Source organism: Buchnera aphidicola (Pentalonia nigronervosa), from assembly GCA_014622685.1.
In the GTDB taxonomy this organism is placed as follows: domain Bacteria; phylum Pseudomonadota; class Gammaproteobacteria; order Enterobacterales; family Enterobacteriaceae; genus Buchnera; species Buchnera aphidicola_BD.
In genome coordinates this window covers 118,527-131,830 of the sequence record CP061275.1, presented here as the reverse complement: position 1 = coordinate 131,830, position 13,304 = coordinate 118,527, and the positions used below count along the sequence as shown (strand labels likewise).

Here is a 13,304-nt window from a genome sequence, read left to right as displayed (position 1 = left end):
CCACACCAAACTATCTAAAAATAATTATATTAATCTATATAATTTATTTTTTATCCAATTACATTCGTCATCTTTATTGTTTTCATACCAGTAATTTCCAATGGTGATAAAACAATTAATTCTGGAAATACTTGCCGTAAGAACTTAGATAAAAAAAATCGTAACGAGTGATTTACTAATAACACAACAGGAGAATCTATTAATTTTTGCGCAATTATCGCCGCTTTTGTTTTTTTAATTAACATTTCAGATAACCCAGGTTCAATCGTACTGTTTCCTTCCTTAAAATTATTTAATAACAGTTCTTCTAAAGTTGATTTTAATCCTATAACTTCAATAACTGTACTTTTAGAAAACAATTTTTGCATAATAATTTTACTCAATGAGATTCGAACAATACTTGTTAGTTCATACGGATCTTTTGTTGTTAATCCATGTTCTGATATTGTTTCTAAAATTGTTCTCATATCACGTATTGGAATTTGCTCCAACAATAAATTTTTTAATACTTTATTTAATACTGTTAAATTTATTACATTAGGAATTAAATCTTCTGTTATTTTTGGTATTTCCGCATTCACGCGATCCAATAATTGCTGTGTTTCTTGACGACCAAACAGCTCATCGACATACCGTAAAATTAAAGAATTTAAATGTGTTGAAATCACTGTGCTAGCTTCTATAATAGAATAACCTTTACTTTGCGCTTCATCTCTATACTCTGCACTAATCCAATAACCAAATAAACCAAAAGTCGGTTCATTTATTTTTTTAAATGGCAAAGGTTCTGTTTCCCGTCCTGAACAAATTGCCATAAATTGACCATTAAAGCATTCACCTTTTCCAACTTGAATACCTTTAATAAAAATACAATAATCATTACCAGATAAATTTATATTATTTTTAATATGTACTAAAGGTGGCAAAAAACCTATTTCTTTAGTAAATTTTTTTCGAACCATGCAAATTTTTTTTAATAAATTACCATCATTTTTTAAATCTACCATTGATACTAAATTATATCCTAATTCTATCCTAATTAAATCTTCTAGCTCAACATCATTCCAGGAAACTTCAGATATCAAATTTTTTATTGCACTGTGCTTCGCATTAGAATGCGTTAATTTGCTTTTCAAATGATATCTTTTTCTGTACAACTGCCAAGAAAAAAATAATAATAACACTGTAAATGTTAAAAATACTATATTTGGCATACCTGGAACTAAACCAAGAATTCCTAATACAATAGCGCTTAATAAAATTACTTGCGGGTTATAAAATAATTGGCTAATCATTTGTTCGCCAACATTTTGATTAGTGCTCACACGTGTCACAATCACGCCAGCTGCAGTAGAAATTACCAACGCTGGAATTTGCGCAACTAAACCATCACCAATAGTCAATAAAGTATATACTTCTGCGGCTCTATTCAAAAACATATTGTGCTGTATTAATCCAACAATTAATCCACCAAATAAATTAAGAATCATAATTAAAATACCAGCAATCGCATCACCTCTAACAAATTTGCTTGCACCATCCATAGATCCATAAAAATCAGCTTCTTCTGTGATCTTTATGCGACGTTTTTTTGCAACTTCTTCACCAATTAAACCTGCATTTAAATCAGCATCTATCGCCATTTGCTTTCCAGGCATGGCATCTAATATAAATCGCGCACCAACTTCTGCTATTCGACTAGCTCCTTTAGTAATAACTATAAAATTAATAATTACTAAAATAATGAACACAACTATTCCAATAGCAAAATTACCTCCAACTAAAAAATGACCAAATGACTCAATAACACGACCAGCCGCGTTAGTTCCAATATGACCGTTTAAAAAAATAACACGCGTAGACGCAACATTTAATGCTAAACGTAATAATGTAGAAAACAACAAAATTGTTGGAAAAGCAGTAAAATCCAAAGTGTGACGTGTAAACATTGAAACAAGTAAAACAATTATTGATAAAGCAATATTAAAAGTAAAAAAAATATCTAACATAACAGGTGATAATGGTAGAATCATCATTGATAAAATCATTAAAATTAAAATTGGACCAACAAATATTTTCCATTGTGTTATTTTTAGTGTTTTTAAAATACGAAAATAAGAAAAAAAATTAATCATTAGTTTCATATTCTCCTGTAGCATAAAGATTTGACGGAACTGATATATTTCTAGGTTTTTCAGGAAAAACTCCACCTTCTTTTTTCCATATTCGAACTTTCCACACCCATGCTAATACTTCGGCAACTGCTTGATAAAGTGATCCTGGAATATATTGACCAACTTCAGAATAACGATATAATGCACGCGCTAAAGATGGTATAGAAATTATAGAGATATTATTTTTTATAGCTATTTTTTGTATCTTAATTGCCATTTCTCCTACGCCTTTTGCCAATACCTTTGGCGCATTCATTTTTTTTGGATCGTATTGTAACGCTACTGCATAAAATATAGGATTTGTTATGATTACATCAGACTTAGGAACATCTAACACCATCTTTCTACGTCTAACAGCTTGCATTAATTGACGAATACGAGATTTAATTGTAAAATTACCTTCTTGTTCTTGCAGTTCACGTTTTATTTCATAACGTGTCATTTTAATTTTTTTATGATAAATTAATTGTTGATATAAAACATCAAAAATAACAATTGGGATTAACCCAAATGTAATTAAAATACAAAAAACAAAAATCATGTTACTACCATGCAAAAACGCAGAGACAGGATATTCTCTAACTAATGCCAACAATTTCGGCAAAGACATCCATATATAAAATAAAGATATAATACTAATTATTAACAATTTAAATAATATTTTAAACAATTCTATTATAACTTGAAAAGACAATATTTTTTTTAAACCGTAGAAAATATTTAATTTTTCTAAATCGAAACGTAAAGATCTAAAACTAAAAGATATACCGCTAAACAAAATTGATGGAACAATAATAATTAATACTAGCAAGATAAAAAATGGAACAAGAGACCAACATATTTCTTTAAAAAAAACAGCAATGTCTAAAAAAAAATTTTTTTTGTATATAATATCCGTCCTATTAAACACAAGACTCTCTGACATAATCTTTTTAAAATTAGAAAGAATAGAATTTTTAAACCACCACAAACTTAAAAAACTTATTGATAATACAAAAAAAGAATTTAGTTCTTTAGAATACCTTGTTTGTCCTTTTTTTTTAAACTTTTTAATATGATTCTCAGTGGGATTTTCTGTTTTTTCTTCATTTTCATTAAAGTTCATATTGAATATTTTTAACCATAGTTTTATTAAAAAGATAATATATTAAATCTGTCTATTAAAAAAATAAAATAATCCTTTAAAAAATAGAACTATATATTTTATGTATTTTAATAAAAAATTAAATTTTATTTTTTTTACAATAGATTTTCACAAACAAATTTAATATATATTTGTATATATTAAATATATATTTATATCTTAATTATATTTATTTATATACTTTTTTAAATAAAGTGCTGTTTTTATACAAAGTAATTATATTTTTTACTAATAAAATATAACAACACAGACTTGCATACATCAAGAAATATCTATATTTTATTTATTAAGGTGCAAATTAATGCGCGCAACTCAATTTTTGTTTTCAACTTTAAAAGAAATTCCACATGAAGCAACAATTATTAGTCATCAATTAATGCTTAGAACTGGAATGATTAAAAAAACATCTTCCGGATTATATATTTGGCTTCCAATAGGAGTAAGAGTACTAACAAAAATAATAAATATTATAAAAAAAGAAATGGAGAAAATAAATGCATTAGAAATCACACTACCAATAGTACAACCTGAATATTTATGGCAAAATAGTGGACGTTTAAAAATTTACGGAGATGAACTATTAAAATTTTCTGATCGTCGTAAAAAAAATTTTATATTGTCACCGACAAACGAGGAAATTATTACTAATTTTATAAATCATGAAATTTGTTCTTACAAAAATTTACCACTAATTCTATACCAAATAAAAACTAAATTTAGAGATGAAATTAGACCACGTTTTGGAATCATTCGCGCGCGTGAATTTGAAATGAAAGATGCCTATTCTTTCCATATGAATTTTAATTGCTTAAAAAAAACATACAATTTATTCTACAAAAGTTATACAAATATTTTTAAAAAAATACAATTAAAATTTTTACCAGTACAGGCTAATTCAGGATCTATGGGGGGAAATGTTTCGCATGAGTTTCAAGCTTTTTCAAAAAACGGAGAAGATGAAATAGCATTTTCCAACAACACTGCATACTCTTCAAATATAAATATGGCGCAATCTATAGAAACATTAAATTTTCTGAAAACTTACGATATTAAAAAAAATATACAATGTAATAAAAATTATAAGCAACCTTTAATGATTTGTGACCTCGACAATATACATGTACAAAACAAAATCAAAATGTTTTTAATTCGTGCAAAATTTAATAATATTACTTCAATAATAGCATTTTTAATTAAAGAAGATCATGAATTAAATATGTATAAAATTGAAAATATTGAATCTATTAAAGGTCCATTAGAATTTATTGATGAACAAGAAACAATTGCACTCTTTGGAGTACAAAAAAAATATTTAGGTCCAATAGGATTAAATATTCCTATAATTGCTGATATATCAACATATAAAATGACTAATTTTACAATTGGAGCGAATCGTAACAAATATTTTTTCACTAATGTAAATTGGAATATAAATCTACCAATACCTATTATAAAAGATATTAGAAAAGTTACAACGCACGACATTAGCCCAGATAATTCAAGTTATTTAAATATTAAAAAAAGTATTGAAATTGGACATATATTCCAAATCGGAAAACAATACTCAAAAACTATGAATGTCTCTTTTCGCGAAAAAAATGGAAATGAAAAACACTTATACATGGGTTGCTATGGTATTGGAATCACTAGAATTATTGCTGCTGTTATTGAACAAAATCATGATGAAAAGGGCATTATTTGGCCTGACGCAATTGCGCCATTTGAAGTAATTATCTTACCTATAAATATTAATAAATCCGATAAAGTTAACAAAACAGCTAATAATTTGTATGATACATTAAAAAAAAACGGAATAGACGTCATTTTAGATGATCGCGGAAAACAACCAGGTATCATGTTTCATGATGCAGATTTAATTGGCATTCCTCATCAAATTATAATTAGCACACGTTATATTGAAAATAATAATATTGAATATCGTACAAGACGATACAAAGATAGCACTATAGTCTCTATAAAAAAAATTACTAATATAATAGTAAAAAATTTAAATAAAAAAACACCATATCTTTAAAAAACTAGTTATTTTTTAATAAACATTTCTAAAAACATATTTGTTGTTTATACAAAAACACTAATTTAATCATATATTTTTTATTTTGTAATACTTAAGTTTACAATTTCGTGCGCGATAATCTGAATATTTTTACTAATAAAATTAGTACTTAAAATACCTTTTACAATCAAAACTTTATTAACTTGTAAAAAATCTTTATAAAAATTAAACAACTTTGAAAAAACTACAATTTCTAAACGATATGTCTTATCATCTAATACTAATATGGCCATACGATCTTTATTTTTAGTAATTTTAATTTTTACAAAAATGACAACACCAGCTGTCAAAACTAATTTATCTTTTTTAAGACGTGCAACTTCTGACAAAGTTATACCATTTTTAAATTTTTTTATCTCTTTTACATATTTATCAATAGGATGTCCAGTTAAATAAAATCCTAATACTTGACATTCTTGCTCTAATCTATTTTGATTAGAGTAAGATATATTAAAAACATTATTTTTTTTAACTTGATTCAATTCATCACGGAATGTTCCAAATAAACTATCTTTTTGAAACATTTTAATTTTAATATACTCTTTCGATGATTTCATAGCATATTCAATTGATTGTAATAAATAATTCCGATTTTTACTAAAACAATCAAAACTACCAGACATAATTAATTTTTCTAATACTCTGCGTGTAATTTTATTAGGATTAGTACGCATGCAAAAATCAAATAAATCTTGAAAATTACCATTTCTATCTCGTTCTTCAATAAAATGTTTTATTGACGTTTCCCCTATTCCCTTTATAGCGCCAATACCATAAACTATATGATTTTTACTATTAACATAAAATTCATATTTACTAAAATTTATGTTAGGAGGAATGATTCTAATCCCCATGCGTCGCGATTCATGTATTAAAACAATAATTTTTTCTGTATTATCTATATCTGATGTCATAGCTGCAGCCATGAATTCTTCTGGATAATATAATTTTAGCCATAGAGTTTGATAAGAAACTAATGCATAAGCTACCGAATGCGATCTATTAAATCCATATCCTGCAAATTTTTCCAATAAATCAAAAATCTTTTCAGCTAATTTTTTTGAAATACCATTTTTTACAGAACCAGATAAAAATATCGATCGTTGTTCGGTCATTTCTTTTAAATTTTTTTTACTCATCGCTCTTCTTAAAATATCTGCTTTACCCAAAGTAAAACCTGCTAAGGTTTGAGCAATTTGCATAACTTGTTCTTGATACAAAATAATACCATAAGTAGATTCTAATATGGGTTTTAATAACATATGTTGCCATTTAAGATCAGGATACGCAATCTTTTCACGCCTATGTTTACGATTAATAAAATTGTCAACCATTCCAGATTGAAGAGGTCCGGGCCTAAAAAGCGCTACTAATGCAATTATGTCTTCAAAACAATCTGGTTGCAATCTACTGATCAAATCTTTCATTCCAAAAGATTCCAATTGAAAAATAGCAATTGTTTCTGACGTTTGTAATAATTTAAAACACGCACTGTCGTTAATTGAAATTGAAGAAATATCCAACAATTTTTCTTTATTAGATTGTAACTTGTTATTAATCATATCAATAGCATAATTAATTAACGTTAATGTACGTAAACCTAAAAAATCAAATTTTACTAATCCAACATGTTCAACATCGTTTTTGTCAAATTGTGTAACTGGATTACGTCCATTTTCATCACAATACAATGGACAAAAGTCGGTAATCTTAGTTGGTGAAATCACTACACCGCCTGCATGTTTTCCAATATTCCTATTAACGCCCTCCAATTTCTTAGCTATATTGACTAAATTCTTAACATCGTCGTTACTGTTATATAAATTCAGTAATTCAGTATTTTCAGAAAAAGCAAGATCTAAAGTAATTCCTGAATCTAAAGGAATTAGTTTGGATAATTTATTAAGAAAACCATACGGATATCCTAAAACGCGACCAACATCTTTAATAACAGCTTTTGCGGTCATTGTACCAAAAGTAATAATTTGTGCTACTGCATCTCTACCATAAACATTTGAAACATGCTCAATTACTTTATCACGCTGCTCCATACAGAAGTCAACATCAAAATCTGGCAACGAAACACGCTCAGGATTTAAAAACCTTTCAAATAAAAGATTAAAAAATATTGGATCTACTTCTGTGATATTTAATACATATGCAACAAGTGATCCTGCTCCTGAACCGCGTCCTGGTCCTACTGGTATATTTTGGTCTTTCGCCCATTTTATAAACTCCATAACAATTAAAAAATAACTTGGAAACCCCATAGTATTAATAATATTTAATTCTTCATCTAAACGAGATTGATATTTCTTGTACAATTTTTTATATGTAATATTATCTTGTTTATGAAAATAACGATTTAAACGTTTATTTAAACCTTTATATGCTTGTATTATTAGATAATCTTCAACACATTTTTTTCCTGTAAAAAATTTTGGTAAAAAATATTTTTTTGGTTTTATAAATACATTACAACGTTTCGCAATTTCTACGCTATTAGTTAATGCTTCAGGAAGATCTAAAAATAGACTACACATTTCTTGTTCACTTTTTAAAAACTGTTGATTGCTGTAATGATTTTGAATTTTTGATTCCTTCAGTGTTTTTCCTTCATGAATTGCAATTCTAATTTTGTGAATTTTAAAATCTTCTTTGTTGAGAAAACATACATCGTTAGTCGCAACAATTGGAATATTTGCAGAAAATGATAAATCTATAGCTAAATGCAAATAATCTTCTTCGTATTCTCTTCCGGTACGTAATATCTCCAAGTAAAACGCATTCGAAAAATACTTCTTATAAAATGATAAACAAAAAGATAATAATGATATATCTTTACGTAACAAAACTTTTCCGATCTCGCCTTGGCAACCTCCGGCAAGCAGAATTAAACCCTGATTAATTTTTAACAACCATTTTTTTTCTATAACTACATTAGTATTATGCATAGATCGATTAGTATGGGCTAAAGAAATTAATAAAATTAAATTTTTGTACCCTTCTTCAGTAGATGCAAGTATAGTTAACTTTGTTAATTCGTTGTTTATTAATTCAGAAAAAAAATGTACCGTTACCCCAATAATCGGCTTTATTCCGAATTTATGAGATGCATTATAAAATTTAATTACACCATATAAATTATTTAAATCTGTAATAGCAAGCGCCATCATACCTAAATCTGCCGCTTTCTTAACTAATTCTTCAGGTTTTGATAAACCATGAACAATAGAATAATCACTACTTACATGCAGATGAACAAACTTTGAATTATTCATTATGTTTAACAATTTTATATACTAGTTATTTAATACGATCATATTATTTATAAAACATTATTTTAATAAATCAAAAAATACAATTCAAATACATGAATTCTTAATTAAAAACATCATAGTAGACCTACAAACAATGCTAGCATCAACACTAGCAAGAATTTTAAATTGTATTATTTTTTTATGTTTTTTTAGAATAAATACTTCTATGAAAATTTTATCTCCAGGAATGACACTTTTCTTAAAACGAACATTATCCATACCTACGAAATAACACAATTTATTTATATTTAATGTGTTTATGCTTTTATATATTAAAATAGCCGTTGCTTGCGCCATAGATTCGACAATTAATACACCTGGAAACACAGGATTATTAATAAAATGTCCCTGAAAACACGTTTCGCTTGAAGTGCAATTTTTTATCGCCCGTAAATATTTAAACGCTTTAAAATCTATTACACGATCGACCATTAAAAAGGGATATCGATGAGGTAATATCGATAAAATATCTTTAATATTTAACGTTTCTTTTAAAAAATTCAAAATATACCTTATTTTTGTACTACCAATTTTTACCAATGTTAAATTGAAATGGTTCTAATTGACGATCATGATTTTTTTGAATAGGATGCGCATAAGAAAAAACTAAAGGACCAATAGGAGAAAACCATTGCAATGATACACCAAAAGATGAATAAGTGTTCTTTAAATTATGTAACATAGAAAATGTAGAAGAATCTACATCTTGTATATTGTTTATATTTGTGTTCCAAATATTACCAACATCTATAAAAAATGATGATCGTAGAAATTGAGAATATTTTTTATTTATTAAAGGAATTGGTGTAATAAGTTCAAAATTAGATATGATAACAGCATTTCCTCCAATAGAACGATTTGATTCACAAAGCTGATTGTCTTCTTTTTGTATACAATTTTTTGAAATAATATCATCGAAAATAGTTTTAGGACCAATAGTCTCAGATTGAAAACCACGAATATTATTAAAATTATTAATAGAAAAATTTTCATAAAATGGTAATCTATGTTTTTTAAAACCATGTCCAATACCCATATGCACATGATACAAAAATATAAAATTTTTCTTTTTATTTAATGGAGTATATTTTACTTTATCAAAAATAATTTTATAAAAATGATTATCAGAACCAGGAATCGTATGTTTTGCGCTAATGTATGTGCGATTTCCGAAAATTGGAAAATATAAATATTTCAAACTATCATGCATCCATGAATAGCTAATTGTATAATCATTTAATAAATTATTTTTGTTTGCATCATTAATTAACGAATCTGAATTGGACGTATTTGATTTTAAAAAAGTATGATTTTTTTGATCGTAAAATTTTTTAATTGCATTATGAGCATAACCTGTTCCTATGTTTACAATATCAGTATCGTTAATTCGAAATCCTAAATTACTTTCTATTCCATAAGTTTTTTTAAAAATATTTTCTTCATCGTCTAAATGATACTTTTTATTACTATAAAAAATTCTAGTGTTAAATTCTGTTTTTTTACTAAAAAAATATGGATAACCAATTGATAAATCAGCATATTTTTGATATTTATTTACAGTAACATTTGTGTTTAAATTATTTCCAGAACCAAATAAATTATCTTGAGAAATAATAGAATTGAAACTTAATCCGCTATCAAAACCATATCCTAATCCAAAATTGACTGAACCAGTTGACTGTTCTTCAACCTGATAAATAACATCTATTTGTCGTAGTTTATCGGAAAAAATATTATACATAACGTTAACATGTTTAAAATATCCTGTTTTTTCTAACTTTTTCTTTCCATTTTCTACTTTTTTTATATTAAAATATTCACCTTCACTTTGTTGCATTTTTCTTTGTAATACAAAATTTTTTGTTATCTTATTACCAGAAAAATAAATTTTTCGTACAAAATAGCGTTTCTGCAAATCAATGTTGAAATTTAATATTATAGTTTTATCTCTATGATTTATTTGAGGACTCAGTATGACTTGGGATTTTATATATCCGTACTGAAACAATAATTTCTTAATATCATTTACAATAGAATAAATTTTTTCTTGATTGTATAATTCGTCATTATGAAGATTAACAATATTTAAGATATCATTATAATGATTAAATACAGATCCATGAATTAAAAAACGTGATATTTTATACTGATGACCTTCAAAAATATCAATTATGATATCTACTTTGTTTTTATTTTTTGAAAAATGAATATTGTGTTGTTTAATTTTGAAATAAAAATATCCTTGATTCAAATAAAAATCTTTTAATTTCTTTAAACCTTGTTGTAATTTTTTATAAGAATAAAAATTTTTTTCAAAGATATTCCACCATATATTATGATGATTTAACTCAAATAACGAAATTATTTTATCGCCAGAAAAATGATCATTTCCAAATATTTTTATTTTATTTAAATATGTTAAGCTGCCTTCAGAAATAATTATTTTTAAATCAATCGTGTGATCAGTATGAGGTATTGATAATATTTTAATATTGCATGCATATTTTCCATGATCATGGTAAAATTGTCTTATATTTTTTTTAAAAATCTTAATGTGAAATGGATTTAAAAAAAATCCATGATCTATTTCTAATTGTGTTAAATATTTTTTTAAAACAGTATCTTGAATCATACTATTTCCAGTAATAAAAATATTCTGAATCAAAGGTCGCTCTTGTAATTTAAAAATAAGTATATTACTTGAAGAGATTACGCGAATATTTTCGAATTTTTTCGTTTTAAATAAAGCAAGAATACTATTTTTAATATCATTTTTAGATATTTTACTCCCAATATTAAAAACAAGATTTCTAAACACTTCTTTCGCTGCAACATGTTTTAATCCTTCTAATTTAATATCTCTTACGATCCAAGTATTTTTCGCATATACATTTGTACTGAAAAACACCATCAAGATAAAAAACATTTTTTTAATAAACTGTTTTATTAAAAGTGTTTGCACAATCGGTATTACTCCCTAAATAATTTTTGCAGCAATTTTTTGATTACACAATACCAAAAAATACAATTTATAAAAATATTATTTAAAATAAACAAAAAATATTTAATTAAAATGAATGATGATGTATCAAATTAAAAAATGAATCACTTTAATACAATAGTTTTTTATAAAATTTACAATCTTCCGAAACGACGATTACGAGATATAAATGAATTTATAGCTCTTTTAAAAATACTTTGATTAAAATCTGGCCACAAAACAGTAGTAAAATATAATTCTGAATAAGCTATATGCCATAATAAAAAATTACTTAACCTTTTCTCTCCTCCAGTACGAATTACTAAATCAACAGGAATAAAATCATCAATAGATAAAAATTGAGAAAACATATTTTCTGTAATATCCTCAATTGAAAAAAATCCTTTTTTGACACCATTAGCAACACGTTTCATGCCTTGAATTAAGTCCCATCTTCCACTATAATTTGCAGCAATGTTTAAATTTAAACCATTATTATTACGAGTTATTTTTTCAATTTCAAAAATACAACTTTGAAGATTATTATCAAAATATGTTTTATCACCAATTACTTTCAATTTGATATTATATTTCAGAAAGTTATTTTTTTCACTATCTAAAGCCATAAAAAATAAATTTAACAATGTTTTAATTTCTAAAATAGGACGATTTCTGTTCTCTTGGCTAAATGCATATAAAGTTAGCATTTTCAAACGATTTAAAACAGAAAACTTTATTGCTTTTTGAGCAGCTTGAATACCTTTTTTATATCCATAAATATGCATTTTACCCTTCTTTTTCGCCCATCTTCTATTGCCATCCATAATAATTGCTACATGCATTGGATACTTTGTTTTATGATTCAGGAACATTTTACTTAACATAATAGATATTAACTTTTTTATAAAAAAATAACACCGATACTATAATAACAAACATTATAAAAAAATAATTATATAAAATTATACAACAAACTCGAAAACAACAATATCCTGCTTTATTAAAAAACTGAAATCTTATTAGTATTTAATAAATTTGAATAAAATGATATCTTTAAGAAAAAACTATAATATCAATTGTATTGCTCTATTTAACATAAAATTCTTTATGATACAATCAGTATAACTGAATTGGTAAAATTTGAAATTACTATAATAGATTCACCAAAAAAAAATTAATAACTAATTTTTTAATCAGAAATGTTTTCGTTAATTTTAAAAAAAATAATATGTTTAAAATTTCAATAATTAAAATTCCAAGGGTATATGTCTAAAATAAGATTTTACATACATAATTTTCGCTGTAATAAAAAAAAATCATTAATTATGCTAACGTATCATTATCTGTCATATCTTTTGTATAATAAACAACTGATTACACATAGATCAAAGTTTATTTAAACCAAAAACTATAAAACAGATACCGTTTCTAAATAATTTTTAATTGTCATTCATCATGTATTTTAAATTTATAAAAATTCTATTGTTTATGATCTAAATAAAATAAATACATAGTTGATTAAAACAATCAAAAAATGGAATTATATTCACTGTATATAAAATATTTTAAATACATAAAAAACATGATTGACATCTAAAAAAACGCCATT

The 13,304-nt window shown here is 25.4% G+C and carries 7 protein-coding genes; 1 reads left to right on the top strand and 6 read right to left on the bottom strand.

The window, feature by feature from the left end:
- Nucleotides 1-50: 50 nt before the first annotated feature.
- Both flhA and flhB read right to left on the bottom strand, forming a co-directional pair.
- A complete protein-coding gene (gene flhA / locus ICW73_00505; GenBank protein ID QNS02088.1) occupies nt 51-2,135 on the bottom strand; it encodes a flagellar biosynthesis protein FlhA in 2,085 nt (694 codons plus the stop codon).
- Complete coding sequence (gene flhB, locus ICW73_00500) at nt 2,128-3,279, bottom strand: flagellar biosynthesis protein FlhB (GenBank protein ID QNS01947.1); 1,152 nt, start codon at nt 3,277-3,279, stop codon at nt 2,128-2,130. Before flhB ends, flhA begins: the two co-directional genes overlap by 8 nt.
- A gap of 340 nt (nt 3,280-3,619) precedes the next feature.
- On the opposite strand from flhB, the gene ICW73_00495 reads away from it, so the two are divergent.
- The gene (locus ICW73_00495; GenBank protein QNS01946.1) at nt 3,620-5,353 is read left to right on the top strand and encodes a proline--tRNA ligase; all 1,734 of its coding nucleotides are present in this window, start codon (nt 3,620-3,622) and stop codon (nt 5,351-5,353) included.
- A gap of 80 nt (nt 5,354-5,433) precedes the next feature.
- Here the strand turns inward: ICW73_00495 and dnaE are convergent, their stop codons facing one another.
- The 4 genes from dnaE to uppS form a co-directional block, all read right to left on the bottom strand.
- Nucleotides 5,434-8,676: a DNA polymerase III subunit alpha gene (gene dnaE, locus ICW73_00490; protein ID QNS01945.1), complete on the bottom strand. Its 3,243-nt coding sequence runs from the start codon at nt 8,674-8,676 to the stop codon at nt 5,434-5,436.
- Between the two features lie 84 nt (nt 8,677-8,760).
- On the bottom strand, nt 8,761-9,219 hold the full coding sequence (fabZ, locus tag ICW73_00485; protein QNS01944.1) for a 3-hydroxyacyl-ACP dehydratase FabZ: 459 nt from the start codon (nt 9,217-9,219) through the stop codon (nt 8,761-8,763).
- A gap of 19 nt (nt 9,220-9,238) precedes the next feature.
- Nucleotides 9,239-11,641 (bottom strand): outer membrane protein assembly factor BamA, encoded by a 2,403-nt coding sequence (bamA, locus tag ICW73_00480; protein ID QNS02087.1) that lies wholly within the window; start codon nt 11,639-11,641, stop codon nt 9,239-9,241.
- A gap of 209 nt (nt 11,642-11,850) precedes the next feature.
- Nucleotides 11,851-12,579, bottom strand: a complete 729-nt coding sequence (uppS, locus tag ICW73_00475) for a di-trans,poly-cis-decaprenylcistransferase (GenBank protein QNS01943.1) — start codon at nt 12,577-12,579, stop codon at nt 11,851-11,853.
- Between the last annotated feature and the right edge of the window lie 725 nt (nt 12,580-13,304).